Origin of the sequence: Legionella pneumophila subsp. fraseri, assembly GCF_000586315.1 — a bacterium.
Classification (GTDB): Bacteria; Pseudomonadota; Gammaproteobacteria; order Legionellales; family Legionellaceae; genus Legionella; species Legionella pneumophila_B.
Map to the genome: position 1 here is coordinate 69,583 of NZ_KK074222.1, position 26,961 is coordinate 96,543.

The window sequence follows — 26,961 nt, forward strand, 5'->3', positions numbered from 1 at the left end:
TTCTCCTTATAGATACTTCTTAAAGCGACTGGCCGTCATGGCCACCATTAAACCCATCAATAAACTGATAGGAACAAAGACATAAACCGGAGTGATGCTGACAGGCAGGGCAAGCCAGAGCATGAGTAAAATCACCAGCAGTTTTTTTAAATAGTGATTCAGCCTGTGGAAGACATAAGATGACTCACGGCCTAAACAAGCGGTGCGTATTGCTCTTTGGTTAAGACCATCAACCAGACCTGCAACCATGGTCAGGGCAAATAAAGGCATGGCAGCGAATAAAATGATGAGTTTAATTAACAGGCATTGACTGCTTAATAAAACCAGTTGGAAAAACTGTTGCGATTTTTCGAGTAAGTCTGCTGCAAAGTCGTTAATGGCTAATTTGTTTAAATAGGGAATAGTTAACGTCCAGCTAGGCTTGGCATCTAAGGGTAGGGTTGCTAGTAGTGAACCTTGATAGACAGGGGTGATGGCTTCTCTTTGAGTATTTACGAGGATATTGACCTTATCAAAGGCAAATGGGTAGCCATGAAGCAGCCATTGACTTACAGCCCAGATAATCAACGCTAACCAACCCAGAAAGAGAACCAATGTTAATTGCAAGGTCATTTGTCTTGAATATTGTTTTATTGCCATACAGCCCCCTCAGCAATAATTAAGGGGTAATGCTGTTCATGGATATAATTCAGCAGTGGATCAACATTGACAGGCAGTAATGGCAATTTGAATTTTTCTTGCAAGGCTACAATGATTTCAAAGTCATTCACATTGGTGATGAACCCTGTAGCTTGCATGGATTTTAATTTCTCTTGATGTTGTTCTAACCATTTGATGGATTCTTTATCCACACCTATGATAAATAAGGCCATGTTTAATAAATTTGTATCCAATTTTTTATGGCTTACTTTGCCTACAGTGGCTTTGCTTTTTGCTGGTACACCTATCGGGCTAGACAGATTAAGTCTCAAAGACGCATCACTTTGTGACAGAGTTAAAGGAATCACGTTCATGCTATGAACGTTTAAAGCAACTAACAGCAATAGCAAAATCCTAATCATTAAAATCTCCCTAAATCGACGACTTGTGAAGTTTTGCCGTTGGCTAGTAAGAGTAAAGGTGTTTGTTTCTTGTCTAGTTTTAAACCTTCGTATTGTTGGCTCCCTGGGTTCAGCGTGATTTGCTGACTGGTCACCAAATGGATAGGGATTTGATGTCTGTTAGCCCAAAGTTGGATGGCGCTATTGTCCATATCCAGAAAGAGCAGGTTCAATCTTGTATTTTGCGTGCGGTTAATGGCATCAATCAGTTGCAGCAAAATGGTGGTTACAGCGTCATCTGGTCTTATAAAGAAATAGAGCGATTCACCCTCTTTTAATTGAATGGGTCGATGTGCGTAGGGAGAGTAAGGAGATGGATCAAAATCACCGACTACAGGCACATCTTTAAAGAGTTGGTTATAGGCTTTGTAAAAGGCATTATTCCAGGCTATGTTTTGTGCGACCTTTTGGGCTTCTTGAAGGGCCGCAAGTTCGGCGAAATGCGCACGTTCAACATCATCCTTAGCATTAAGCCCAAGAATATCAACAGGTGTCATACGCAGGTCTTTGTAGTAAATCCTGCTTCTACTTTGCATTAATTGCAGATAGCGTTTTTCTTCTGTCTCACTTAATCCCCAGGCTTTGGCCTCCTGTTTTTGTAAGTCGTTAAGTTGAAAATCTTTGCCTTCGATGACTTCATCATGAAATTCAGCAAGACCCGCTTTCGTCAAGGCATTATCAGCACTTTGCATAGGTGCGGTGGCAATGCCTGGGATATACAAACCGGCAATTGCCTGTTGTCCCAAGAGTAGTCCAATTGTCAGTGTGGACAGCTTAAGCATGACTCACCTCTTGTTGACTTAGATGAACCAGCACATGCGCTTTGTCATTATTCTCAAATGCTATGGTTTGCTTGGCAAAATCGATTTCAAAGACAGTCCATCCGGCTAAGGAATCGCCTTTTTCCAATGCTTGGGTTTTATAATGGTAGGAAGCAGAGGCAACAGAAACTTCTTGGATACTATCTATACTCAAGACCTTAAAGGGCAGTTGGCTTTCAGGAAGCATTTTGACAGGTTGTTTTTTCTCATCCAGATGACGCAACAAATCAGTAATGCCTTCAAGTTTTTTCTTAATAGCAATTTGTTCAGTCGTAAACATTTCACCTACTTGGTGATCGTCCTTGTTTTGTAGTTGCTGAATGAAAGCTCCCAATTGTTTTAGGTTTTGGGTGATAGGCGAGAAATCCGGTTGTTCAATAGGTTGATTGAGTTGTTTTTGTATGGTGGTTAATCGCTCATCCAGCGTATTAAATTTATTGTTCTCAAGAGAGGGTTGGCTTTTTACACAAACGAATACAACCAACAATCCATTTAACAAAAAAAGACTAAGCCATTTGGCGTCCAAATATTTTTTCATCCTGCTCTCCTTGCTATCAGACTAAAATTGACTTCTCTTAACAGGTCATCCTGCTTGAGATTGAATAGATGCTGACCGACCAACACCGTCAGCCCATTTGTAATCGTTAAAGGGCCTAAATTTCTGCTAACCTGCGGCAGTGGTTGTTTAAATACTTGTTGTAGGCTTTTGCTTTGTTTTTCTTTGGGTGCAAGGTGATACCCTGAATAACGAAGCCAGTAATTCACCGCTTCCCCAATAGTCTGTATGGATGCAGGAAAATGAATTTGTTGAACGGTTTTCAATGGATTAATCTGAGCAGCCAAAGGTTGATTGTTGACAGTGGCATAACGACCAATTTGCGTAATATTAGCTGCTTGAGCATTGAGGCCACATAAAACAAAACAACAAAGCAGAGATTTTCTAAGCATGATTGTCTCCTGATTGTTCTGTAGATTTATTCCGTAATTCTTGAGCCAGGGCATGTTGTTCAACCGCCTTTCGGATAAAGACCTCTTTACGTTCAACATCAACATGTCTTGGAGCTTCTATACCTAGTTTGATCAGCCCGTCCTTTTCAGAGAGCAGATGCACTTTGATTCTGCCCTTATCAATGTAAATTTCTTCGCCGATACGGCGGTTCAAGGTCAGCATGATGGTTTCTCCTTTGGGTTTTTAAACAGATATTTCTTCATTTCGTCGATGTGGAATTGGACGATTTTAGGATCGGTGGGTATCTGAGCTTCTGTTTTCTTCGTTAATGCTTCTTGACGGGCTTCAATGCTCTTTTTGATTGTCAGGCAAGTTACATAAAAGTGGGGTAATGCAGGTGGGTAAAGCTCGGTTTTCTTAGTTTTTTCCAAGGCGAGCTTCAGAACTTGATTATCAAATTCTTGCAAGCTTTCAGACCATTCAAGCCTGGCAATATCGAGTACTTTTGCATTGTTATAGGCAGATAGCCATAAATACCCATAGATTGCATTAAAGCGTGCAAAGAGCGTGTCAATTCGTTTATCGCTAACTGGTGGCTGCGCCGAATTGGATGACATTGCTTGCGATTTCGGGGACTGGGTCGTCTTCAAAGTCGAAGCTGAAGCTTGCGTCTTTGCAGGATTCAGCGAGGATATCTGCTGCTGATTTTCTACGAACACTTGTTTGATTGCTTGCATTCGGTTGCTCCTGAGTTCTTAGGGGTAATAGTTCATCGTTCCAACAGTGTTGGGCTAACCAGTTAGCGGGAAATTTCCATTTGGGAACCCATTCACCCGCGAGTTCCATTTCTTGACGGTTTTGGGTTTGGGCTTGAAGGGCGTTAAGCATTTGAGAAAACAATTGATCATCAGGACGTAATTTAAAAAACTCCTGAAACGCCCTGGTTTCATCCTGCTTCTGTGGATAAAGAGACCAAAATTTTTGAAATTGTTGGCGCACACACACATACATATCTTCTGAGTTATGAGGTGTGTCGGGTTTTGTGTTTTTCACTGTGTTCGGTTTTCGATGGTTTTTATCGTAACCTGATGATTTAATATTATTTTTATTGTTCGGGTTTGTGTTGGGTTGATATGTCGGGTTTGTGTCGGGTTTATTTTGAACAGATAAATCCGAATTGGCTAACAGGCATTTTAAAATAAGTTGTTTACCAATAGATTGAATCTCAACAAGACCAGCTCGTTCGAGGGCATAAATAATACGGCGCAATTGTTGACGGCTTGGACTACCTGAATGTTCATAACCTTGGTGTGGTTCAACATAGAGGGCTTCAGAAAGCTGTTGATAGCTGATTTTACGCTTAACACCTACCAGAAAGGTATTACGATCCATATACGGACGAATTCCTAGCAAATAGGCTGATTGCTGAATATAAGGCAATCCCATCAGTGCTGATAATTCATCAGTATTAACAAACAAAAATCCCATTTTTCTATTTCATCCTTCAAAAGCACCATCAAAAACAGCGCTTGCACTATCAAATGATTTCAATTAGTATCAATCAATAACACGAAATGTGTTGTTGATAACCCATTGTAAATAGTCACTTTTTAGTGTCAATGGGGTATTTCCGTTTGATAGCAAATGAACCTAAATGAATATGAAAAAAATTATTGGCAGTAGGATTACAGAGGCTAGAAAGGCAAATGGATTGACGATTAAGATTTTGGCCGAGAGGACAGGATTAGGCGCTGCGCGGATTAGCAATTGGGAGCAGGGTACCAGGAGCCCTGGTCCAAGAGAGGCTAAGTTGTTGTCAAAAGAGCTTTGTGTAGCTGCATCTTGGTTACTTTGTATTTCTGAAGATCCCCATGGAGAGTGGCTAGAAAAGGTTAAGTTAGATCTTGATAACAATTATTGATATGAGAATTGATAATAAATACTACATCAATTGAATAAACTCTCCTGATTTATATACCATACTTATTCATTATTTAATGATTAATGTTTTTTCTTGCAGCAATCCACTTGTTTATTTGGATTCAAAAATATATTGCAAGAATATATTGAAGGAGATACATAGTTTCATTGCTAATACGGTACATCATGACTGTAGCTTAAGTGCTCTGTAATGAGCAATATGATGCGTTACAAAAAACTGGCGCAACGCCTCAAGAAACTCCATATCGAGCGGCCCCAGTCCCACCAATGGACAAATTTAACCCATGAGCAATAAGGGGATAATGCTCGTGCAATTGTTTGGCGCGCCATCCTCTCATCCGCATCCAGTTTTCAGGGGTAATTTCTAAAAAATTAACTGGCCTTGGTGAGAATGTTGCCAATTCATGACATAATTCCTGGCGAGGACCTAAACCAAATCGCGTTGCTATTATTGAGGCAATCATATCTCGTTGAGTCTTGTGCTACTATTCGCGTGTTGATGTTAATTTTCAGGTTATGGTATTTTATACTTTTATTGAGATAGGCGGAAGGAAACAACTATGGACATGAAATGCTTTATCTTAAGTTCGTTATTCACCAGAAGTGCTCAAATCCTATTCCTTTTTTTAACATCGATATCACTGGTAATAGCAAGTGAGCATCCTGTATCTCAAGTGATTATTCCTGCGACTGTTCCTAAAATTTTTCAAGAAATTGATGAGTACAACCTGGCCCTTTATAAAATGCTTGAGAACAATCAGTTGCACGAAGTGCGTTATCATGTTTTTGCTGTCCTTAAATTGGTGAATGCCTTACCTAATTTAAGTCATCATTTATCATCAACATAATTAAAAATGTTTCAAAAAAATATTGCTTCTATTAGACAACTGGTAATTCAAATGGATAAAAGCAGCATTACCAATGACAAAAAATCGACTCAAGCCCATTTTGAAACACTACGTAAAATTTTGGATGAACTCCACACGTATTACTCCATAAAAAAACATGTTCAATAATACCAGCAATGTCTCCCATTATGACTGCTAGGTGCAAAAAATCTCTCAGCTGAACTCCAGTCGATTTAGAATCATTTTTGTGATCCTATTGATTAGCCAAATGGCAGATCATTCTTCCTCTTTACGATACCAATCTATACTTAAATTAATTCCTAATTAAAATCAACCGTTAGTGTGCTTCGGGCCGTGGTAATTTTTCCCATTCATATGGACAGCCTTCAACAAACATTCATTTGTTCATTGCCAAGCGCTTTTTCTAGACGCTGTGCAACCTGTTGCATGCCATAATACACCGATGAAGGACTAATATCTAACGGTAATATTTCCTCAAATTGTATTGTTGGCTATTTGCTTTTGTGGGTATTAACATCAAGAAATTATTGTATTTTTCGGCGAAAAATCATTATCGAAATAGGTGGGGAACCCTGAGGTACTTGGCAAAAATAGCACGATCTATATATTTGATTAAAGTCCTAGTACACTTAAAGATTGGTTTTAGTTTGAAACAGGAATTATAAAGGGTATGGAATGTGTTCTTTCTTAAGGATTTTTTTTATAATCACACTAAACTTAATTGCTTATGAAGCATTAGCTCATGCTGTTCCATTAACATTTCAACAAGCACTCAATATAGCCTTTCGTAATAACCCTGAATTACAAGCAGAAATAGATAAAGCACAAGCCATGAGAGGTGCTTTTATTCAAAGTGGACTTTATCCTAATCCGCAATTGACTTTAACGGGTGAAAATTTTGGTGGTTCTGGCAGTTACTCAGGTTATGAGTCTGCAGAAACCACTGCTTCTGTGACCCAACCTATCCCCTTAGGCGGTCGCCTTAAGTATCTCAAAAGAGCAACCTATGCGGATTATTTGGCGTCTCTAGCACAGATTAATGTTCAGAAAGCACTACTTTATATGACGGTTGGAGCTGCTTACGTTGATGCTCTTTATGCCGGACAATGGCATCAAGTGACCAAAAAACTTATTCGATTGAATCAAGATATAGTATCGGCGATTGAGCGTCGGGTTAAAGCAGGTGCTGGAGCGGAGTTGGATTTGCGATTAGCACAAGTGCGATTAGGCGAAGCACGTATTCAGGAAAAAAAAGCAGAGCGAGATGCTTTATCTCAACGCGCAAAACTTGCGCGTTTATTAGGTGATGGTCTAAGGGTTGATCGACCTTTAATCGACAAAGGTTTACCTGGTCTTTCATTGAATTGGTCTGATTTATTAAAAAAACTACCGCAAAGCCCACAATTGATGCAACTGCAACTGCAGTTACAGGCTAAGCGTGCAACCATCACGGCAGTTAAAAAGGCTGTCTGGCCTGATTTAAACATTCAATTGGGTGGACGCCATTTCTCGGACGATGGCAGTAATGCCGCGGTGATGTCTGCTTTTGCTGAAGCCCCTGTTTATAACCGCAATCAAGGGAAAATCATGACCGCAGAGGCGCAATACACGCAGACGGCTCATGAGTTCCAAGGGGCTCGTCTTGATGTGCGTCAAAATGTCTATAATGCCTTTTTGCAAGCCCAACAAAGTAATTATGAGGCGAATTTAGTCACGGATTCCTTATTGCCTTTAGCACGAAAATCCATCAAATTGGCCCAAGATGGTTATCAAATGGGACGCTACACCTATATTGAACTATCCACTGCACTCAATGCTTTATATGAAGAAGAGCGGCACTATCAACAAGCCCATGCCGATTATCATAAATCGTTAATTCAACTCATAGGGCTATTGGGATTACATCCTTCCAAGGAGAGTAAATGAGATTACTAAAATCAGCTTTTTCTATAATTCCATTGATTGTTCTTTTATTGGGATTCAATTGTTCTTCTCTTTGGGCAGGCGAGGAATCGCATGCTACCGAAGAAGCGGGGCATCAAGAAATGATTGCCAAAGGTCCTAAAGGCGGGCGATTATTAAAAGACAGCGATATTGCCCTGGAGCTTTTAATTTTTGAAAGAGCAATGCCGCCTCATTTTCGTGCTTTTCTTTATAAGAATGGTGCGATTATTGCGCCACAAACAGCCCGATTAACGGTGCAATTGACTCGATTTAACGGGAAAAAAGAGACGATTACGTTTAACCGAATTGAAGATTTTTTGCAAAGCAATCAGGTTATTCAAGAACCTCATTCATTTGATGTGAACATTCAATTGGAGTTTCAGGGTAAACAATATCAATGGCATTACTCAACTTATGAGGGGCGGGTAAAAATTGTGGCGGGTATTCTTAAATCGGCTGATATTCAAGTAGCAACAGCCCAAAGCCAAACGATAAAAACCCAATTAAAAGTGGTTGGAAAAATTGTACCCAATCGCGATACTTTAGCACCCATTTATGCTCGTTATTCAGGCCTCATAAAATCGATGACTAAAAATCTTGGCGAAGAAGTGACTAAAGGGGAGATATTAGCCACCATTGAAAGTAATGAAAGCCTCCAAAATTACAACATTATATCCCCTATGACTGGAACCATTGTGCAAAAGTATGCAACTAATGGTGAGCTTGCACAAAATACCAAACCGATTTATGAAGTGGCTAATTTGGCTACTGTTTGGGCTGATTTTACCTTATATCGCAAAGACGCTCCGCTTGTGAAACAAGGCATGGAAGTCATTGTGACTGGTGATGAGGGAAAACCAACGTCAATGAGCACCATTTCTTATATTGCACCTCTAGGTATCGAAGACAGTCAAACCACTTTAGCACGTGCTGTTCTATCCAATACCAATCGTATCTGGCTGCCGGGGATGTATGTAAATGGATCAATCGTCATTAAAGAGAAAACAGCCCCGGTAGCAGTCTTAATTTCTGCTATTCAGAGGCTGAATGATTCCGATGTGGTTTTTGTCCAACAAGGGGATTATTTTGAAGCAACCCCTGTTGTTTTGGGACAAAAGGATGACCAATGGGTCGAGGTGGTTTCGGGGCTTGATGCGGGTCAGCGTTATGTGAGTAAAAACAGCTTTTTTATGAAAGCGGAGCTTGGCAAAGAAGGTGCTAGCCATGAGCACTAAGGAATAGAGATGCTGGAACATATTATTCGTTTTTCTTTAAAACATCGTTGGTTTGTGCTTTTATTTACTCTCATCATTGCCATTTTAGGTATTTATAATTTCCAAGGCCTTCCCATTGATGCAGTACCTGATATCACCAACGTCCAGGTACAGATTAATACGCAGGCTTCCGGGTACTCTCCTTATGAAGTGGAGCAACGGATTACCTTTCCAATTGAGTTGGCTATGAGTGGTTTGCCTAATTTGGATTATACCCGCTCTTTATCGCGCTATGGGTTATCGCAAGTCACTGTAGTTTTTAAAGATGGAACCAATATTTATTTTGCCCGTCAGTTGATTAATGAGCGTTTGCAAGAGGTAAAAGATAAATTACCTCCGGAAGCAGAAACTACCTTAGGGCCTATTTCAACAGGCCTTGGTGAAATTTTTATGTACACGGTCACCAATAAACCTAATGTACCTGAAAGTCAACGTTATAATCCAACCGAACTTCGTACCATTCAAGATTGGATTATTAAACCGCAATTACGTAATGTAGAAGGCGTTGCTGAGGTCAATACTATTGGGGGTTATGAAAAACAATTTCATATTACACCAGACCCTATGAAGTTAGTACGCTACAGATTAAGCCTGGATAATGTGGTTGAGGCATTAAAACGCAATAATGCCAATGTTGGTGCAGGTTATATTGAGACCAATGGGGAACAAAACTTAATCCGGGTACCTGGGCAGGTGCAAAATATTCCTGATATTGAAAACATTGTCATTGCCAGTTTTGAAGGAACACCGGTTCGTATTCGTGACGTGGCCGAGGTTGCTTTAGGTAAAGAATTACGCACGGGTGCTGCTACCGAGAACAGTAAAGAAGTAGTTCTAGGTACTGTTTTTATGTTGATGGGTGAAAACAGTCGAACTGTTTCTCAGCGCGTTGCTGCCAAAATGACAGAAATTAACAAATCGCTTCCCGAAGGCGTTGAGGCGGTTACCGTGTACAACCGAACCCTTTTGGTTAATGCCACAATTCATACGGTGACAAAGAACCTCTTGGAAGGCGCACTCTTAGTCTGCATCATTTTATTCTTGTTTTTGGGAAATATACGAGCGGCGCTCATTACTGCTATGGTGATTCCCTTGTCGATGTTATTGACCATTACTGGTATGGTAACGAATCAAATCAGTGCCAATTTAATGAGTTTAGGGGCCTTGGATTTTGGTTTGATTGTTGATGGGGCAGTCATTATTGTTGAAAATTGCATAAAGCATCTTGGCGAGAAACAGCATGCGCTCAAGCGCGTTTTAAATCTGGAGGAGCGGTTAAAGGTTATTTCTCATGCAACCACTGAAGTGATTAGACCCAGTATTTTTGGTGTGTTTATTATTACGGTGGTTTATTTACCGATTCTCACCTTGACTGGTGTTGAGGGGAAAATGTTCTTACCCATGGCAGAAACAGTGATTCTTGCGCTATTAGCCTCGATGCTTTTTGCATTAACCTTTGTGCCGGCTGCTATTGCTATTTTTTTACGTGGACACTTACAAGAAAAAGAAAATGCTTTAGTGCGTTACCTCTCCTTAGGCTATGGCAAAGTATTACGCCGTTGTTTTCATGCTCGAAAAATAGTTATAAGTGCGGCTATTGGTTTAGTTGTCTTAAGTTTATTGCTTGCCTTTCATTTAGGCGGGGAGTTTATTCCAAGCCTTGATGAAGGCGACATTGCCATGCATGCGATGCGAATTCCTGGAACCAGCTTGACACAAGCAATTGCCATGCAGGATTTAGTCGAAAAACGCGTCAGAGAGTTTCCTGAAGTAAAAATTGTTTTTGCCAAATTAGGGACTGCGGAAGTGGCAACTGATCCCATGCCGCCGAATGTGGCTGATACGTTTATTATGTTAAAACCACGCAAAGACTGGCCAAATCCTAAAAAAACCAAACAAGAACTAGTTCAAGAAATAGAGGATGCTGTAAAACAAATTCCTGGCAATAATTATGAGTTTACCCAACCCATTCAAATGCGTTTTAATGAGCTCATTTCTGGAGTTCGTAGTGATGTCGCCGTAAAAGTTTTTGGTGATGACATGAATACTTTGCTCAAAACAGCAGAGGAGATTAGTACTCAGTTAAAACTAATACCAGGATCAGCTGATGTTAAAGTAGAGCAGGTGAGTGGGTTACCGCTTTTAACCGTTGACATTAATCGCGATTCCCTGGCACGGTATGGATTACAAATTGGTACGGTTCAAGATGCCATTGTTATTGCTACTGGAGGAAAGAAGGGTGGAGAGCTCTTTGAGGGGGATAAGCGTTTTGATATTGTGGTGCGTTTGCCTGAATCTTTACGAACTGATCCGAACGTATTGCGCCAAATATTCATTCCGCTCCCTATTGCTAAAGATGGGGAGCAGCATTTTATCCCACTGAGTGAAGTCGCCTCGATGGTGCGCAGTGAAAGTCCAAACCAAATCAGTCGAGAGGTTGGCAAGCGTCGTGTGGTGGTCACTTCAAACGTTAGAAATAGGGATTTAAGTTCTTTTGTTAATGAAGCTAAGCTTCGTATTGATAAAAACGTTAAAATACCCTCTGGGTATTGGATCACCTGGGGTGGTCAGTTTGAGCAACTTCAATCTGCCTCACAGCGATTACAACTCGTAGTTCCAATCACACTTTTAGGCATCTTCTTATTACTCTTTATGAGTTTTGGCAGAGTAAGGGATGCGCTATTGGTGTTTAGCGGAATTCCTCTTGCCTTAACCGGTGGTGTTTTTGCTTTGTGGTTGCGTGGGATCCCCTTATCTATTTCTGCAGGGGTTGGATTTATTGCCTTATCAGGTGTAGCCGTACTCAATGGCTTGGTGATGATTACTTTTATTAATAAGCTCCATGACGAGAAGAAATTCTATTTAAAAGATGCCGTGTTGCAAGGATCATTGGCACGACTAAGACCGGTATTGATGACTGCTTTAGTTGCATCATTAGGTTTTGTGCCTATGGCACTTGCGACTGGCACTGGAGCTGAAGTTCAAAGACCTCTTGCAACAGTGGTTATTGGAGGAATTATTTCCTCCACCTTTTTGACGTTGTTGGTTTTACCAGGTTTGTATTATGTCTTTCATGAACGCCGAAAAAAGAGTGAACAGAGGAAAGAGATAAAAGAACAAAATGTTTAGTTTTCTCTTTTTTAAAAGCGAAACAACACCATAATTTGTTTCATGTTTAAAAGTGTGTTCATTGACAAATACTATTCTTTATCTATATTTATAGTTAAACACTTATTTAACTATTGAACTCATCATGCTAACCGAAGACCAAATCATTGCCTTAAGTGACACCCTACATCTAATGGGCGAGGCGAATCGTCTAAAACTTCTTTTAGCCTGTCTTGAGGGGCCAAAATCAGTGTCTGAATTGGCTGAGCAATTACAACTTTCAGTTCCCTTGACCAGTCATCATTTAAGCCTTTTGCGCTCTGCTCGTCTTCTAGTCGCTCAGCGAGAAGGCAAGCATATTTATCACCGTATTTTTGACCCACACGTGCGTTGTATTCTCGAAGACATGATGAAACATTTTACTGAAGAGGAAGAGATGGAGAATTAACATGAGCTTTTTAAAACGAATTTTTGGAAGCGTTCTCAATGGTCACCATGGTGGTTACCGCAACTCGCATCGTGGCCAAAAGAACCATGATACTACTAATTCGCCCAATAATGAGGCTAGAATTCGTTGTCCCCAATGCCAAAACTATAATGCCCCAGGGGCTCGTTTTTGCGGCCAGTGCGGCCAAGGAATACAAAATACCCTATGTGCCTGTGGTGCTCTAGTTGCAGCGGGCGCTAAATTTTGTGGACAATGTGGGAAATTACTATGACAACGCCATTAACAGCAACCACCTTTTTTGTGGCAGGCCTTGATTGTCCTGCAGAAGAGCAGCTTATCAGAAAGCAATTAAAAGACATGCCTGAAATTGAACACTTGGAATTTAATTTTATAGCAGAAGAAGTCACTATACACCATCGGCTTTCTGCTATTGATTCGTTGCAGCAGCACATTGAATCCTTAGGGATGAGTGTACGTACTAAAGGTAGTGCTCATTTAACTAAAGAAGGAGAGCTGCCGGTTGTCGATGCTTCTTGGAAAATCATTTTATTAGCTGGCATTTTGGCACTTTTTTCTGAATTGGCCTCCTATTATTTGGATTCGGAACGCTCAAGCTGGGCTATTATTCCTGCCTTACTGGCCATTGCATTAAGTGGGCCTCCTACTTTTAAAAAGGGGTGGTTGGCACTACGTACCAAGGCGATGAATATCAACAGCTTGATGTTGATTGCTATAGTCGGTGCGGTGTTCATTGGTGCTTGGCCGGAGGCTGCCATGGTGACCGTGTTGTTTGCGCTGGCGGAGCGTATTGAGCGCTATTCTTTAGACAAAGCACGGCTTGCTATTCGCAGTTTGATGCAAATTGCACCAGAGGATGCGCTTGTAAAACAGGACAATGGGCGATGGCTTTCTTTACCTATAGAGAAAGTGCAACCAGGAGCTGTTTTTAAAGTCAAACCTGGAGAGCGTATTCCGCTGGATGGGGTAGTGGTTTCAGGGCAGAGCACCGTGAATCAAGCCCCCATTACGGGTGAGTCCATGCCAGTGACTAAACAGATTGATGATGCTGTGTTTGCGGGTACTTTAAATGAGCATGGCGCGCTTGAGGTGAAAGTCACTAAAGCATCTGGGGATACACTGCTTGCTAAAATCGGAAAGGCCATTGAACAAGCGCAAGCAGAGCGCGCACCAACGCAACGTTTTGTTGATCAATTTGCACGCTATTATACGCCGATTATGGTCCTCATCGCGGTTCTTATCGCGCTGATTCCTCCTTTGGTATTTGGTTATCCTTTTTATGATTGGCTCTATAAGGCGCTCACTTTGTTGGTGATTGCATGCCCTTGTGCTTTGGTCATTTCAACTCCTGTAACGGTGGTGAGTGGCTTAGCTTCTGCTGCCAAACACGGGCTTTTGATTAAGGGAGGAAGCTATTTAGAAACGGGGTATCGCTTAAAATTAATTGCATTGGATAAAACAGGCACCTTAACCGAAGGCAAACCTGTAGTCACTGATTTTATTATTTATGACAAGAGTAAAACAAAGCAGGAGTTACTCTTATTGGCTGCAAGCCTTGATAGTCACTCAGAACATCCTGTGGCCCATGCTTTAATATCGTATTGGCAACAAGAACAACCCAATACCACACTGTTGGAGGTTGAACAATTCTCAGCACTGCCTGGACGGGGTGTAAAAGGTTTAGTGCAACAAAAACAGTATTTTGTGGGCAACCACCAACTTGCTGAAGACAATCGAGTCTGTTCGCCTGAGATAGAACAAATTCTTAAACAATTGGAAGAAGAGGGAAAAACCACGGTTATTTTAAGTAATAATACGACCGTACTTGCCCTTTTTGCAGTAGCCGATACGCTTCGTAAGACGAGTCAATGGGCCATCTCAAAACTCCATGAGCAAGGCATCAAAACGGCAATGCTAACTGGTGATAATGCAGTAACCGCTCAAGCGATTGCCAAACAAGTGGGTATTGATGAGGTGAAAGCCAATGTGTTGCCCACCGATAAATTACAAGCTATTAATCATTTATTGGAACAATATACGAATGTGGGGATGGTCGGGGACGGTATTAATGATGCTCCTGCGTTAGCGAAAGCAAGTATTAGTTTTGCCATGGGTAAGGGAACCGATACGGCTTTAGAAACAGCTGATGTGGCATTAATGAATGATAATTTAGCCATGCTTCCTCTATACATAGAGTTAAGCCGCAATACGGCCCGAATTCTTCGCCAAAACATCAGCTTATCCATTGCCATTAAAGGCGTATTTTTCATTTTAGCGCTTGCAGGAGTGGCAACCCTTTGGATGGCTGTTTTTGCTGATATGGGTGCTAGTTTAATTGTAGTGGCGAATGGATTGCGATTGTTGAATTCTCATAAAGGCCATTCTGAGATACAGGAGGATTAGTGATTAGAAGAGATAGTGAATCGACTCATAGGGTAAGGTTAAACATGGATAATTCTTTATCATTATTGATTGTGAATGATTCGCTTGGCGAGCGAATATGTATTCGTGCTCAACTGTAGCAATTAAACCACAGTGTCGACATGGCCTGGGATGCTCATTCCGGATTGGAATTAGCAGTAATGAAACGTTATGATTTTATTTTAATTGATAGAAATTTGGCTGACGGGTTTAATTATCGTGAACTTATTTTGCGTATCCAAAGTGACTCAGAACTTAATAAATCAACGCCCATAGTCATCCTTTCTAAGGATCTTTGCGTGGATAAAATGAATCAAGGCTCTGAAACGTATGGCGTGAAACCGATTACCCAAAATGATGCTTTGAAATTAATGGAATTATTAAAAAAATTAAAATGCAGTTAAGAGGGAGAAAACGATGAGCAATTTAAGATTATTTTTTTTAATGAGCATCTGTTGTTTAGGACTGGGATTAATGTCCTGTGCTTCGACTCAGTCAACTTCCACAGAAAATCATCCAGAAAGAGGATATGATGGCGGTTTTGGAGGTGATGGTGGCCATAACCATCAGCCATCAGAATAAATAATCAAACACGTTAAGGATAAGAAATGTTAATGAATTTAACGGGATTGGTACTTCTTTGTTTGTTGATTGGTTTATTGTTGAGTTTAATGATTTTTTTTCGAAAAAAGAAGAAAACGCTATCCTTTTTTATTGCATTAATTATTTTCTTTGTTTTATTGGCAATTTTTTTACATGGTGTTGCATTTTATATGCATTTGACTTGATTAAAGAAAGGCATGCTAGATGGTTTATAGAATAGTTCTTCCATGAAAAAAATTGCTCTATGCAGGATACTTTTTTTAAAGATGTCTCTATATCTAATTCTGTCCATTCATAATGAGCCAAGGCAGTATTCTTATGTGGTTTGCTGATAACTCTTTTTAATTGAAAGAAGTTTAAAAATCATTATTACAAATGTAATTGCTATGAGCACAAAAACCAAAATTGATGGCGAAGACGCACTATTAGTCTTTTTAACCAGTGCAAATGAGAGCAATGGAGCTAGACCCGCTGACAAGCTCGCTGCGGTGGAATATAGTACCGATAAAACTGTACAGCGTAGTTTGATAGGGAACATTTCCGCTAGCATTACTGGTACTGTTGCATAATATGTTCCAGCTGGGATAGCAATTAAGGCCTGGTTGAAAACTAATCGATAGAAGTCCTCATGTGATAATGTATTGAGAAAAGGCTGAGAAAAGATTAAAAATCCTATACTTGCAGTAATTACAATCTTTTCTCGATTAATTTTATCAGACAGCTTTCCAACTAAAGGAAATACACTTAGTAACACTATTAACGAGATTATGTTAGAAACAATAATTTGATAATCCTGAAAATTTCCATATAGATGAGCTTGCATGGGTCCATAAATGTAAATTTGAAAAGTAGTTGTAACGCCTAGACAGCTTAGAACGAATACATATAGTGATTGAATTTTATTATTCTTGATATAGTTAACAGACTCAGTAAGTAAATTTTTAAATTTAGGCTTGGGTCTATCAGCATAATACATGATGTACTCCATACTCTCAGGAATACACAATCGAATATATAAACCAATGGAAGAACCTAGTAGAGCCAGGATGAAGGGTACTCGCCAAATCAGCCAATCGTGTTCAGGATAGTGGTTGGTAAAGTAGGTAACAATCAGTGCCACCAATGACGCTACCAGCATCCCTGACATAGCGCCAAAGGATGCCCAGCTTCCCGAGTAGCCCTTTTTTGAGGCTTCGGCATTTTCAACTAGGTAAGCAGAAGAATTTAGATATTCTGCGCCAGAGGAGAAGCTCTGAATAATTCTCAACATTAATAAAGTAATAACAGAAAATGTACCTATGGTACTGTGAGGAGGAATAAAACCGATAAGGGTTGTTGATATGCCCATAGTTAGGATCGAGCCTGCAAGAATAATTTTTCTGCCATAGATATCGGACAGTAAGCCCATCACCATAGCCCCAATAGGTCTGGCAAGGTATCCAGCAAAGAAAGTCAAAAATACTAGAAACAAACCCTTTGAAGCATCACCAATTAGGTATTTGGCAATGTAGACTGAGAGTAGACCACAAATGGCCATATCAAAAGATTCTATTAAATTGCCTAATGTGCCAGCCAGAATGATTCGAGTTTGGTGCTTCATGCGATTATCCTTTATTTTGCATAGCCGATAGAGTGGTTAGAGAATCTTGATCTTCCACTCGGTCTAAAAATAAAAATCCATCCAGGTGATCAATTTCATGTTGAAGAATACGAGCTTCTAAGCCGGAAGCTTTTTTGGTAATTCTATTTCCATCTATGTCAAAGCCTGAATATTCAATCTCCATGGCTCTTGGAACCTCTCCCATTAATTCACCGCAATTAAGGCAACCCTCGTAACCAGTTTGAATTTCTTGGGATAGGATTTTTAGTGCAGGATTAATTAATGCAGTATCGGGGATGGGGTATTCTGGTTTCCTCCGTTTGGTATAATCAGTACCAAATACAATAACTCGTTTGCTGATGCCAATTTGGGGGGCAGCTACGCCTACGGCACCTTTGTCAGCCATAATGCCGAACATAGTCTTAATCAGCTCTTTTAGCCAATTGCTACCAAATTCTGATTCAGTAATTGGCTCAGCAGTTTGTCTTAAAATAGGGTCGTTTTTATCAAGGAGTGTGTTCATAGGTCACCTGATTGTTGATTATTAATGTCAGTTTGGGCTTAGTCGGCATGCAGGGCTGTTTGTCAGGGAAAGTTAAATACTCTTGAATTCGCCTTAACGCAAACTTGCCCATGGCTAACAGTTTTTCGCAATGAATGGAGCTTTTATTCTGGATATAGGGATTTAACTCTTTTAATCCAAATGAAAAGATTGCTCTATAAGAGTCATATTCAGTGGGAATGGAAATGCCTGTGATAAGCCCAGGTTCTATTTGCTTATATTTTTTAATTGCTTCTGTATGGCCTAAATGTGGGAGTTCATTCCATAATTTTGGCTGCTCTTTATTGAAAAAAGTTGGTTGATAGCATCCATCAAATAGCCAGAGACTTTTCTCAATTAAATTTTGCTCTATTGATGGATTCGAGGACATGAAAAAGATCTGTCCTGCTTGGTTAATAAGGGCAATAGAAGCATAGTCTGTTTCTACTTGTCCAAGTACATCGGAGAACACTTTGCGCATAGTGACAAAATGTTCAAAGAGAAATTCCTTGGCTTTAGGGTGAAGCCTTACTTCAACATCTGTTACATCCATATCTACAAACTTCTTAAACTGCATGGCTGTGCTTTTTTCTTTTTTCTTCATAGGAAGAAATAGAGCCAATGGCCAAGTCAATGATTTTTAGTAAATTAACTTCCGAAGTGTCAATTGCACGCACTTCTTTGATCAATCCTAACACAAAATCGGCATAATCGTCATTATTCCCATGGGAGACAGGGTATAAATGATGGCTTTGCTTCAGGATGTAATGAAGTAATGTTTCATCAACTTCATCTTTCTTCGAAGGTGTGTGTCCTTCTTCACCAAATAATAGCCAGCCTGGGTTTACGTGAAGATGATGAGCTAGTTGTTTAATTTTCTCGTAATCAGGTAGAGCATCACCTCTTATGTAACGACGGCAAATTTGTTCAGATGCCCCAGCAAATTCAGCTAAGGTTTTGATACAGATCCCACTAGGTGAGCGAGACGCAGTATGTCCCTTGTCTTTGAGGGTATGAATCAAACGATTGGCAAACGATTGATAGGGTCCCTTACTCATAAAATTTTCCTTGTAATCGAACGTCGTAAAAAAATTATCATATAAAACGATATCATTCAATATCATATCGTATCTTAATTTAAATTTCTTTAAAACACGTATTGATAATAAAATCAATATCGTATTAATATAAGTTTCGCCAAATGATGTTAAATGTTAATTTGGTGCGAATTGGACTTTAATACACATGTTTTACAGGAGTATGTTGCATGTTTCACGATCAAAAGATCACCATCTATAAGGGTATTATTCAGTATCTGCTGGATTCAACCAATTATTCTCTGCATCGAATCGCTAATTTATCAAACTCGCAAATGGCTCATTTGCAGTTAATCTACCAGCACAATCGTTTACCTAAAGAAAGTAAGGTTGAATTGAATTTGCTGAAGTTATTTATCACCGTCATTGATATGGAACAAAAGGGTGAATGGAAAGCTCGTTTACAACTTAAATAACAGTGGGATTTGGAGAATCAATGATGCAACCAGTTAATGATCTATTTACACAACAGATTTTGTTTATCAATGACGTAGAAGTCATTATTGGAAAGGACCGGTTGACTTTACGCCGTTGGTGGAGTGAAGGAAAGTTTCCTAAGCCAGTAAAATTACATGGCAGAACTTTAGCCTGGCATAAAGACGTGATTGATAACTGGATTAATCAACATGTCAGATAAATCCATTGTCATTGTCTGAAGTGGTTAATGATCTGCTTTAGACAATGATTAATTTCCAAAGAGTTACAAGTAATACTTATCATCTCCTTTCTCTAAAATTACTTTAAAACCGCAAGTGTGAGAAATGTTAAGGAAGTTACTAAGCTTTACATCCTCTTGCTCACCTGAGCGAATTTTTTGAATTACAGTCGGAGATAGTCCTACCTTTTCGGCCAGTTTTCTCACGGTCATTTTGCCATTCTTCATGAGTGCTTTGATGATTTCAGATAATAAAAACTCATCATACTCTTTTTCAAATTGCTCACGAAAAAGAGGGTCTTGCATTTCCCGCTCAAAAGTAGATAAATGTTTCTTAGTCATAATAATCACCCTTTTTTACTCTACCAATATATTGTTCCATAACCTTTAAGGCTTTTTCCTTTTCAGTTAAAGGCAACTTATCCTGTTTCTTCCTGAAGGCATTAGTTAAAATTATTTTTTTGTCTTCAAAAAAGAAGCATAAAAATCTGTCTGGCTTAGGTTTGAAGGCATAAATTTTGTCTCCTTCATGTCTAAACTTAGTTTTATCGTGAATGATACCGGCATCTCCCATTCTCTTTAAGAGCTTCAACAGTTGAATACGTTCATCTTTATTCAAAGAGTAATAATATTCTTGAGATTGGCTATGCTTCTTTTCGTCAAAGTACCATTCAATCGTAAACTTCTCACCTTGATAGGCAATATATTCAATATCTCTATCCATTATAATTGTACCACTATAGTTGCACAAATTCAAATTTGTTATTGTTTGGTTATTGTTAGTTCTTCTATCAGGCTACCCCATTTATCTAAAGCCTCTTTGCGTTGATACAGCATTTCATCTTTGTTATAAGTAGCCATGATTTTAGGCATTTTATGCCCAAGACATTTTTCTATAACTACTGGGTCGATTCGCAATGTTTCTCCAAGCTGAGTGGCAAAAGTACGTCTAAGATCATGGGCAGTCCATTGAGGGATTCCTACTCGTTTTTGAATGCGTTGAATCGCTTTAGATATAGATTTATCGCCTAGTGGGGCGTCATCATCGATCCCAGCTAAAACAAAATTCGATAAAGTGATTTCTTTTATTTCCAAAAGAAGCTTTTTAGTAAGCTCGCTCAGATGAATCTTCATACTAAGTCCGATTTTATTATTCTCGGGAGGAATAATCCAAAGAGATTTATCGAAATTAAATTCAGACCATTTTGCTAGTCTTAACTCGCCAGTCCTTGCGCCAGTTAATAATATGATTTTAATGGCGTTTTTAATCTGAATCGACATAGAGTGCTCATCGCCATCCAAAAATAGCCATATTTTTTTTATTTCATCAAGATCGAGATTGCGATCACGAGGTTTTTCTAATCCACCTATATCTCTTGCTCGAATATTTATAGCAGGATTAATTGTAATTTCTCCTCGGCTTACCGCGTAATTAAATGCTTGTTTCAAGGTACTAAGCACTTTATTGGCGTGAACAGGGGAGCCTCTTTGAACTATATTATCCAAGGCCTTTGATATGTCTCGAGGCTCTATTTTTTCAATTTCTAATGTTCCTAATAGGGGAATAATATCAGCATCAATTTGTTGTTTAATCTGTTGGGGTTGTTTACGGTGTTTAACAATATAATTGTTGTACCAATCAGAAACTAAAGTTTTCACATTATTATTTTTTTGGAGCAATTTTTTTTGGATAATTTCTTCTGGGTCTTGGTCAGATTGCCTTATCTCCCATAAATCATTAAAGGCTTTTCTGGCTTCGGCTACACCCATTACTGGGAAATTACCAATAGTGAGCCATTTCTCTTTACCGCCAAATTTATAACGGTAGAACCATGTTTTTGTACCTTTAGGAGAAACTCTTAAACAAAAGCCATTACCCTCAGTAATATGATAACGATTTTTTTCAGCACTTAAATTTGCAATTTTGTTATGAGTAAACTTTTCCATAATTATGCTCTTATTAGGACATCAGAAATTGGCTACACTTCTGGCTACACTTTTTTGTTTGCTTGTATGAAATCAATTTATATCATTTGAAATATGAAAACGCAACAAATCCTTTATTTGAAAGGGTTCTTTGGTTATATTTGAATTTATTTGAAATCAAATGAAATTGATTGTCACTAGTATGGGGTGCTAGTGGTCGAAGGTTCAAATCCTTCCGTCCCGACCATGAATTCCCCTTTAAAATCAGTAAGTTGCATATTTCTAGTTAAACTCCTTTAAAATCAAAAAATCTGCTAGGTGTACTTCTGGGTGTACTTTGGTATTCAAAGCTATTTTTATGAAGAGTTAATTTTTATGGAGAAATAAATCGGGTTTAAATCTAAATGTTCCAAAGTTCGATTCAAAATTTTGAAATTTACAACGCTCTCTAAAAGCCTACTAATTTTTTGATTGAAAAATAATGGTGTTATTCATAGGTGAGTTAGTCGCCATAACCAAGGATGAATTATTATCTGAAGGAGTTATTGAAACTATCCTCATAATTTCGCCTGTAGTGATTGTAATACTTCCTAAAAACATAAGTGCTCCTACTTGTCCGAAACGATCAACCCCGCTAATTCTGGCATAAATCTTACATTGCTTGTTTACACCACAGGCATCTATGGTTTTTTCATAATTCATTGGGATTAGATTATCGTCACTATAGGAGTAGTTAATTGAGTTGCCACTCTCTGTTGCTAGCTCAATAAGAACTCTTCTAGGGTATTGCTCATATTCTTCTTTATTGTTTTTTTGGCGAAACCTGGAGTCTAAGAAAATTTCTCTTTTTTCAATCAATGGGCAAATATTTGATGAATCCGCAGCGCATGCTTTGACTTTTCCTGGGCCGGATTGCCATTTAGTCCAGTTTTCAATTAATGGCTCAAAATTGGAGCCATTCTTCAATACTAAAGAGATATCATTTTTGAATGGTCCGTAATTCTTAATATATCCACATCTTGTATATATAGATGGACCATAGGGTTCAATCTGAGTATTATAACTTGCCCCTGTGAAATAATAAGTTCCTTCCTGAAAAGACTCGCTAGAGATGTAAGGGTGTTTAAAATACTCTTTGTCCTTACCGATTCCAACGCATTTATCGTTTTGACATTCAACTTGCTCTGGGCAATATATAATTTTTTTATCGTGTTCAGATTGTGACGTAGCTAGAACTGAAGAGTTGATAATACATAAAAGTAAAACTAATAATAAATTCATAACCTTCATATGTGAATAATATAAGAACAATATATTAATTTATTTTACGATTATTGTAAATATTCAATCAAATTTGGATTATTTATGGTATTCATGCAATAACGGAAAATACATATTGACCGGCAGTTGGGGTATTAACATAGTCTTGACTTCAATTCACTAAATCAAGGTTATGCTTGCTGATCATTAAATAAGATATTAATTGTTAAATGACCTATAATTCATAGGTGATAGACTTTTTAAATAAAAAATAATTGGGATTGCGAACTTAATACAATGTCTCGTGCTTACTATGCTTCCGACATCGAACAATTTATCAAAGATTCCCCAAGTTACATTCTTGGCGAGTTATCGACCTTCCATTCCTTTTCTCTTGATGAATTACAGCGTAACGCTTGGTTAAAACAGATCGAGATCTGTAAAACCATTGGATCAGCCTTATTGAGTTCCTATATTGCATTTGAATTCTCTATTCCAAGGATGGGCAAAAGAGTGGATGTTATCCTACTTCACAAGGGAATTATCTTTGTTTTAGAGTTTAAAGTAGGTGATAAACATTACACAAACAGTGCGTTAACCCAAGCACTTGATTATGCTTTAGATTTGAAAAATTTTCACGAACAAAGCCATTCTCGCTACATAGTGCCAATTCTAGTAGCTACTGAAGCACCGAATTTCTACAACAATATAGATAGTTATGATGACAAAGTATATTCACCGCTCAGGGCAAATAAAGAAAATCTTCTTGCAATCATAAATGAAGTTACGAGGTCGATATCAGCTGCTAATCTCGTTTCAGAAATATGGATGGATTCAATATATAAACCAACGCCAACCATTATTGAAGCTGCACAGGCGCTCTATAAAGGGCATAGTGTTGCGGAAATATCCCGTTCTGATTCTGGTGCAATTAATCTTAGTCTCACTTCTAAAGCAATTTCAGAGATAATTGATTGTTCCAAGTTAAATAATCGTAAATCGATTTGTTTTATTACCGGGGTTCCTGGTGCTGGAAAGACTCTTGCTGGCCTTAACATTGCAAATGAACGACATAATATAGATGCAGGTGAACATGCGGTGTTTTTATCTGGTAATGGTCCGTTGGTCGCTGTGCTTCAGGAGGCGCTTGCACGCAATGAAGTGGCAGAAGGGAAAAGAACTAATAATAAAATATCTAAAAAGGAAGCCTTGTCTAAAACCAAGGCATTTATACAGAATATTCATCATTTTAGAGATGATGCTCTTCAGCATTTCCTTCCTCCTGTTGAGCGAGTTGCTGTATTTGATGAGGCTCAACGGGCCTGGACCTTGGAACAAACAACTTTCTTCATGAAAAGAAAAAAAGGTATATCAGATTTTGATATGTCAGAGCCTGAGTTCTTAATAAGTGTTATGGATCGCCACCAAGATTGGTCCATTATTATATGCTTAATTGGTGGTGGCCAAGAAATCAACACTGGTGAAGCAGGACTTTCTGAGTGGTTTCATGCGATAAAAAAAGATTATCCTCATTGGGATGTGTATGTTTCCAACAAACTTACAGATAGTGAGTATACTAATGGAAAAAATATTTACTCAGATTTTCGAGAAGGTCAAATCAATATAAGGGATGAACTTCATCTTGCAGTTTCAATGAGGTCTTTTCGGTCAGAGAAACTCTCAATGTTCGTGAAGGCAATTTTAGATTGCCAATTAGAAGATGCCAAACGAATTTTGGATAACTTAAATCCACTCTATCCAATTGTATTAACACGAGATCTCAATAGAGCAAAACATTGGCTTAAAAGTAAGGCAAGGGGCTCTGAAAGCATGGGCATTATTGCCTCGTCAGGAGCATATAGACTCAAACCTTATGGAATTCATATTAAGTCTGAGATAGATCCAATTCAATGGTTTTTAAATCCTCATGATGATGTACGTTCATCAAATTTTTTAGAGGACGTCGCTACTGAATTCGATATTCAAGGTCTAGAGCTCGATTGGACCTGTGTTGCTTGGGATGCGAATTTAAGAAAAACACCTACTGGTTGGAGTTATAAAAAATTTAGCGGGACAAAATGGTCAAACATCAATGATAAAATACGCAAAAGATATTTACTAAATACCTACAGAGTTTTGCTTACCAGGGCCAGACAGGGAATGGTGATTTTTGTGCCAAAGGGTGAGCAGAGTGACGAAACGAGATTGCCGGAATTTTATGATTCTGTTTATGACTATCTGAGTCAAGTTGGCATCCCAACTATATAACTCTTAAGTAAGGTAAATTGCCTATTCCGACCTAGGATATTCTCTTTTAGTAATTACCTTGCTCTTCAATCCCCTCATCCTGGACCAATGGGTGACTCTTTCGCTTACAGTTGTCAATTGAAAAACAAGAGCCGATATCATCAGTAAATTAAGATATTTTGGTGAATGTATATGGGGTAAAGGCTTGAGTTTTGTATTGGGTTCTATAAAAAATTCAAACCCTGATGCTTTGAGGAGTCCATTTAATTTAAATTCATATTTCTACTAATCTTATTTTATCAGCCTTCATTTGAGAATGAATAGTGAAACAGTTAGATACTCTAATAAATCAGTTTGTTAATAGTTGTATGGTCTATCCAGATAAAATGGATTATAAAGACGTGCTTTATCATTTTACAGATGTTAGTGCGTTAAAGAATATTTTGGAAACTCGGGAGTTGAGATTTACCTATTTTAAAGATTTAAATGATCAGATAAAGGTGTCAGATCTTGCCTTTTGCTTCTTGAACGTAGAATTGTTTTATAATTCTGTTAATTCTTGAATAGTGGAGCCCCAAATATTTACCAATTTTTTTCAAGCAAAAGGCAAGATCTGCCCCTGATGAATCCCGTCAAATTTTCGAAAAAAAGATATATAAAAGAATAGGTTGTAAAATATGAAGAATAGACATGCATGGTAGTTCGTGATCTAATTCATTTTGCGAAAAACAATTAAGATAGGAAAGACCATGCATGCAGTGAGATTATTGCAAACGAATATAGAAAAGTCATGTCCAAATATTCATAAAAAGCGAACTGGTTGTTTATTTGAAGTGGTCGGTTCGTTAATTGATTGTGGAAAGTTATGGATAAGTGCTTTAGGCAGGGGCCTGAAGAATCACACGACTGCAAAACATAATATAAAGAAAGTAGATACCTTGGTTGGCAATAGAAAATTGCATGACGAACGAGACTGTTTTTATAACTATGTGGCTACTACTTTGATAGGCACTAAAACACAACCAATAATAATTGTTGATTGGTCTCCAGTATCAGCTGATTGTAAGCATTACTTTCTACGAGCATCAGTTACCGGAGTAGGTCGTTCAATGACTATCTATGAGGAGGTTCATCTTCAGAAGCATTATGGGCAAATAATACTATTCATACCCATTTTTTAAGAAAATTACGCTCCATTCTACCCGAGAACTGTCATCCTATTGTTGTTACAGATGCAGGTTTTAGAAACACATGGTTTAGGCTTATTACTAAATTAGGATGAGATTTTATTGGGAGAGTAAGGTTTCAGACGTTGATAAAAATAGGTGATGAAGATTGGGTCTATGTGAAACGCTTATATCCGAAAGCGACAACGACACCTAAATACCTAAGTCGAGCGACCATTGCCAGAGCAAATCCACTGAATGCAGACCTTTATATCTATAAGGAACATAGTAAAGGTCGTATAAAAAAGACGATTCAAGGAGTAAAGTGTCAATCAGGCAATAGTAAGAAATATGCTAAAGGAGCTCATGAGCCATGGATAATTATTACGTCTCTTTCAAAAGGCTTAAATACCGCTAAAAAAATAATCAAAATATATAAATTACGCATGCAAATCGAAGGCGCTTTTAAAGATATAAAAAATAAACGTTATGGATTTCGTCTCCCTGAATCTGGTACAAAAAGTATCGAGCGCTTAGAAGATTTAATCCTCATCGCTCTTCTTGCTACAGTAGTTGCGTGGTTAGCTGGTCAAGTTGCAATATCCAATAAATGGCACTATCAAATTCAGGCCAATACCGTTCGTTCTATTCCTGTATTAAGTATCATGTTCATTGGGCTTCATATTCTAAGGCATTTAACTTTTTATAAAGTGAGTACAAAATAACTGATACAAGCTTTTTCTTATATCAGTAATCATGTATTAGATTGGGGAAATTATGATTGTGTAAAATTATGACGGGATCGTTCAGGATCTGCCCCCGTATTATTGTCAAAGGTTTTTTGCAGTTGAACGTATATGAAGTAATTTTTAATTGGTAACAAATTGTCACCGGTTTATCTTTTTCAACCGGTGACATCGTGTAACCGATTTGCGTATTCCGGAGGACTTGATCACTAATTCCGTTAGGCATT

At 38.5% G+C, this 26,961-nt stretch carries 32 protein-coding genes and 1 pseudogene; 16 read left to right on the forward strand and 17 right to left on the reverse strand.

All coding sequences use genetic code 11. The annotated features are described in order from the left end of the window. Nucleotides 1-6 precede the first annotated feature (6 nt). Genes CC34_RS0111070 through CC34_RS0111105 form a run of 8 tightly spaced genes read right to left on the reverse strand, consistent with a single transcriptional unit; the run spans nucleotide 7 to nucleotide 4,358 of the window. Complete coding sequence (locus CC34_RS0111070; protein ID WP_028378376.1) at nucleotides 7-639, reverse strand: TIGR03747 family integrating conjugative element membrane protein; 633 nt, start codon at nucleotides 637-639, stop codon at nucleotides 7-9. After that, a complete protein-coding gene (locus CC34_RS0111075; protein WP_028379482.1) occupies nucleotides 630-1,061 on the reverse strand; it encodes an integrating conjugative element protein in 432 nt (143 codons plus the stop codon). The genes CC34_RS0111070 and CC34_RS0111075 overlap by 10 nt, the downstream gene beginning before the upstream one ends. Then, complete coding sequence (locus CC34_RS0111080) at nucleotides 1,061-1,882, reverse strand: TIGR03759 family integrating conjugative element protein (RefSeq protein WP_028378378.1); 822 nt, start codon at nucleotides 1,880-1,882, stop codon at nucleotides 1,061-1,063. Before CC34_RS0111080 ends, CC34_RS0111075 begins: the two co-directional genes overlap by 1 nt. Continuing rightward, nucleotides 1,875-2,459 (reverse strand): hypothetical protein, encoded by a 585-nt coding sequence (locus CC34_RS0111085; protein ID WP_028378379.1) that lies wholly within the window; start codon nucleotides 2,457-2,459, stop codon nucleotides 1,875-1,877. The genes CC34_RS0111080 and CC34_RS0111085 overlap by 8 nt, the downstream gene beginning before the upstream one ends. Beyond that, on the reverse strand, nucleotides 2,456-2,869 hold the full coding sequence (gene pilL2, locus CC34_RS0111090) for a PFGI-1 class ICE element type IV pilus protein PilL2 (RefSeq protein WP_028378380.1): 414 nt from the start codon (nucleotides 2,867-2,869) through the stop codon (nucleotides 2,456-2,458). Before pilL2 ends, CC34_RS0111085 begins: the two co-directional genes overlap by 4 nt. Further along, nucleotides 2,862-3,092, reverse strand: coding sequence for a carbon storage regulator (locus tag CC34_RS0111095; RefSeq protein WP_028379483.1), 231 nt, complete (start codon nucleotides 3,090-3,092; stop codon nucleotides 2,862-2,864). The genes pilL2 and CC34_RS0111095 overlap by 8 nt, the downstream gene beginning before the upstream one ends. Continuing rightward, on the reverse strand, nucleotides 3,086-3,487 hold the full coding sequence (locus CC34_RS0111100; RefSeq protein ID WP_050598225.1) for a hypothetical protein: 402 nt from the start codon (nucleotides 3,485-3,487) through the stop codon (nucleotides 3,086-3,088). The genes CC34_RS0111095 and CC34_RS0111100 overlap by 7 nt, the downstream gene beginning before the upstream one ends. Next, nucleotides 3,456-4,358, reverse strand: a complete 903-nt coding sequence (locus CC34_RS0111105) for a hypothetical protein (protein ID WP_027228188.1) — start codon at nucleotides 4,356-4,358, stop codon at nucleotides 3,456-3,458. The genes CC34_RS0111100 and CC34_RS0111105 overlap by 32 nt, the downstream gene beginning before the upstream one ends. A gap of 166 nt (nucleotides 4,359-4,524) precedes the next feature. Between CC34_RS0111105 and CC34_RS0111110 the strand changes: the two genes are divergently transcribed. Next, the gene (locus CC34_RS0111110) at nucleotides 4,525-4,791 is read left to right on the forward strand and encodes a helix-turn-helix domain-containing protein (RefSeq protein WP_027228187.1); all 267 of its coding nucleotides are present in this window, start codon (nucleotides 4,525-4,527) and stop codon (nucleotides 4,789-4,791) included. A gap of 250 nt (nucleotides 4,792-5,041) precedes the next feature. On the opposite strand, the gene CC34_RS0111115 is transcribed toward CC34_RS0111110, so the two are convergent. Further along, entirely contained in the window at nucleotides 5,042-5,275 is a 234-nt protein-coding gene (locus CC34_RS0111115) for a multinuclear nonheme iron-dependent oxidase (RefSeq protein ID WP_027228186.1), read from the reverse strand. Nucleotides 5,276-5,371: 96 nt separating this feature from the next. Here CC34_RS0111115 and CC34_RS1000000117125 point away from each other — a divergent pair, with 96 nt between their 5' ends. The 10 genes from CC34_RS1000000117125 (at nucleotide 5,372) to CC34_RS0111165 (ending at nucleotide 15,681) form a co-directional block, all read left to right on the forward strand. Continuing rightward, nucleotides 5,372-5,659 (forward strand): hypothetical protein, encoded by a 288-nt coding sequence (locus tag CC34_RS1000000117125; RefSeq protein WP_080274203.1) that lies wholly within the window; start codon nucleotides 5,372-5,374, stop codon nucleotides 5,657-5,659. Between the two features lie 696 nt (nucleotides 5,660-6,355). After that, nucleotides 6,356-7,606 (forward strand): TolC family protein, encoded by a 1,251-nt coding sequence (locus CC34_RS0111125; RefSeq protein WP_028378383.1) that lies wholly within the window; start codon nucleotides 6,356-6,358, stop codon nucleotides 7,604-7,606. After that, nucleotides 7,603-8,859: an efflux RND transporter periplasmic adaptor subunit gene (locus CC34_RS0111130; RefSeq protein WP_027228183.1), complete on the forward strand. Its 1,257-nt coding sequence runs from the start codon at nucleotides 7,603-7,605 to the stop codon at nucleotides 8,857-8,859. Before CC34_RS0111125 ends, CC34_RS0111130 begins: the two co-directional genes overlap by 4 nt. A gap of 9 nt (nucleotides 8,860-8,868) precedes the next feature. Next, on the forward strand, nucleotides 8,869-12,027 hold the full coding sequence (locus tag CC34_RS0111135) for an efflux RND transporter permease subunit (protein ID WP_028378384.1): 3,159 nt from the start codon (nucleotides 8,869-8,871) through the stop codon (nucleotides 12,025-12,027). A 124-nt stretch (nucleotides 12,028-12,151) separates the two neighbouring features. Beyond that, a complete protein-coding gene (locus tag CC34_RS0111140; protein ID WP_027228181.1) occupies nucleotides 12,152-12,454 on the forward strand; it encodes an ArsR/SmtB family transcription factor in 303 nt (100 codons plus the stop codon). 1 nt (nucleotide 12,455) lies between these two features. Beyond that, nucleotides 12,456-12,725, forward strand: coding sequence for a zinc ribbon domain-containing protein (locus CC34_RS0111145; RefSeq protein WP_027228180.1), 270 nt, complete (start codon nucleotides 12,456-12,458; stop codon nucleotides 12,723-12,725). Next, nucleotides 12,722-14,875 carry a heavy metal translocating P-type ATPase gene (locus CC34_RS0111150; protein WP_028379484.1) on the forward strand — a complete coding sequence of 718 codons (2,154 nt, stop codon included), beginning with the start codon at nucleotides 12,722-12,724 and terminating at the stop codon, nucleotides 14,873-14,875. Before CC34_RS0111145 ends, CC34_RS0111150 begins: the two co-directional genes overlap by 4 nt. Nucleotides 14,876-15,015: 140 nt before the next feature. Then, nucleotides 15,016-15,297, forward strand: a complete 282-nt coding sequence (locus CC34_RS01000000116520; RefSeq protein WP_231957884.1) for a response regulator — start codon at nucleotides 15,016-15,018, stop codon at nucleotides 15,295-15,297. Nucleotides 15,298-15,310: 13 nt separating this feature from the next. Further along, the gene (locus CC34_RS1000000117525) at nucleotides 15,311-15,475 is read left to right on the forward strand and encodes a hypothetical protein (protein ID WP_162839340.1); all 165 of its coding nucleotides are present in this window, start codon (nucleotides 15,311-15,313) and stop codon (nucleotides 15,473-15,475) included. Between the two features lie 26 nt (nucleotides 15,476-15,501). Further along, entirely contained in the window at nucleotides 15,502-15,681 is a 180-nt protein-coding gene (locus CC34_RS0111165) for a hypothetical protein (protein ID WP_027228177.1), read from the forward strand. A gap of 131 nt (nucleotides 15,682-15,812) precedes the next feature. Here the strand turns inward: CC34_RS0111165 and CC34_RS0111170 are convergent, their stop codons facing one another. Genes CC34_RS0111170 through CC34_RS0111185 form a run of 4 tightly spaced genes read right to left on the reverse strand, consistent with a single transcriptional unit; the run spans nucleotide 15,813 to nucleotide 18,695 of the window. Next, nucleotides 15,813-17,096, reverse strand: a complete 1,284-nt coding sequence (locus tag CC34_RS0111170; RefSeq protein ID WP_028379485.1) for an MFS transporter — start codon at nucleotides 17,094-17,096, stop codon at nucleotides 15,813-15,815. A 4-nt stretch (nucleotides 17,097-17,100) separates the two neighbouring features. Further along, on the reverse strand, nucleotides 17,101-17,619 hold the full coding sequence (gene def / locus CC34_RS0111175) for a peptide deformylase (RefSeq protein ID WP_028378387.1): 519 nt from the start codon (nucleotides 17,617-17,619) through the stop codon (nucleotides 17,101-17,103). Further along, the gene (locus CC34_RS0111180; RefSeq protein ID WP_028378388.1) at nucleotides 17,603-18,214 is read right to left on the reverse strand and encodes a hypothetical protein; all 612 of its coding nucleotides are present in this window, start codon (nucleotides 18,212-18,214) and stop codon (nucleotides 17,603-17,605) included. The genes def and CC34_RS0111180 overlap by 17 nt, the downstream gene beginning before the upstream one ends. Then, nucleotides 18,204-18,695 carry a helix-turn-helix domain-containing protein gene (locus tag CC34_RS0111185; protein WP_027228173.1) on the reverse strand — a complete coding sequence of 164 codons (492 nt, stop codon included), beginning with the start codon at nucleotides 18,693-18,695 and terminating at the stop codon, nucleotides 18,204-18,206. The genes CC34_RS0111180 and CC34_RS0111185 overlap by 11 nt, the downstream gene beginning before the upstream one ends. A 209-nt stretch (nucleotides 18,696-18,904) precedes the next feature. On the opposite strand from CC34_RS0111185, the gene CC34_RS0111190 reads away from it, so the two are divergent. Together CC34_RS0111190 and CC34_RS0111195 are read left to right on the forward strand one after the other, a co-directional pair. Beyond that, a complete protein-coding gene (locus tag CC34_RS0111190) occupies nucleotides 18,905-19,150 on the forward strand; it encodes a hypothetical protein (RefSeq protein ID WP_027228172.1) in 246 nt (81 codons plus the stop codon). Nucleotides 19,151-19,173: 23 nt separating this feature from the next. Beyond that, entirely contained in the window at nucleotides 19,174-19,371 is a 198-nt protein-coding gene (locus tag CC34_RS0111195; protein WP_028379486.1) for a helix-turn-helix transcriptional regulator, read from the forward strand. 63 nt (nucleotides 19,372-19,434) lie between these two features. Here the strand turns inward: CC34_RS0111195 and CC34_RS0111200 are convergent, their stop codons facing one another. The 4 genes and pseudogenes from CC34_RS0111200 to CC34_RS0111215 form a co-directional block, all read right to left on the reverse strand. Next, entirely contained in the window at nucleotides 19,435-19,731 is a 297-nt protein-coding gene (locus CC34_RS0111200; RefSeq protein WP_028378392.1) for an Lrp/AsnC family transcriptional regulator, read from the reverse strand. Beyond that, nucleotides 19,724-20,113: a type II toxin-antitoxin system RelE/ParE family toxin gene (locus CC34_RS0111205; protein ID WP_027228169.1), complete on the reverse strand. Its 390-nt coding sequence runs from the start codon at nucleotides 20,111-20,113 to the stop codon at nucleotides 19,724-19,726. Before CC34_RS0111205 ends, CC34_RS0111200 begins: the two co-directional genes overlap by 8 nt. A 13-nt stretch (nucleotides 20,114-20,126) precedes the next feature. Next, a pseudogene (locus tag CC34_RS0111210) lies at nucleotides 20,127-21,336 on the reverse strand (tyrosine-type recombinase/integrase). Nucleotides 21,337-21,774: 438 nt separating this feature from the next. Continuing rightward, nucleotides 21,775-22,596, reverse strand: a complete 822-nt coding sequence (locus tag CC34_RS0111215) for a hypothetical protein (RefSeq protein ID WP_027266334.1) — start codon at nucleotides 22,594-22,596, stop codon at nucleotides 21,775-21,777. A 276-nt stretch (nucleotides 22,597-22,872) separates the two neighbouring features. Between CC34_RS0111215 and CC34_RS0111220 the strand changes: the two genes are divergently transcribed. The 3 genes from CC34_RS0111220 (at nucleotide 22,873) to CC34_RS1000000117535 (ending at nucleotide 26,713) form a co-directional block, all read left to right on the forward strand. Next, nucleotides 22,873-24,843, forward strand: coding sequence for a DUF2075 domain-containing protein (locus CC34_RS0111220; RefSeq protein WP_028379488.1), 1,971 nt, complete (start codon nucleotides 22,873-22,875; stop codon nucleotides 24,841-24,843). 728 nt (nucleotides 24,844-25,571) lie between these two features. Then, nucleotides 25,572-26,003 carry a hypothetical protein gene (locus tag CC34_RS1000000117530; protein WP_231957885.1) on the forward strand — a complete coding sequence of 144 codons (432 nt, stop codon included), beginning with the start codon at nucleotides 25,572-25,574 and terminating at the stop codon, nucleotides 26,001-26,003. Between the two features lie 131 nt (nucleotides 26,004-26,134). Next, nucleotides 26,135-26,713, forward strand: a complete 579-nt coding sequence (locus CC34_RS1000000117535) for a transposase (RefSeq protein WP_262055442.1) — start codon at nucleotides 26,135-26,137, stop codon at nucleotides 26,711-26,713. The last annotated feature ends 248 nt before the right edge of the window (nucleotides 26,714-26,961 follow it).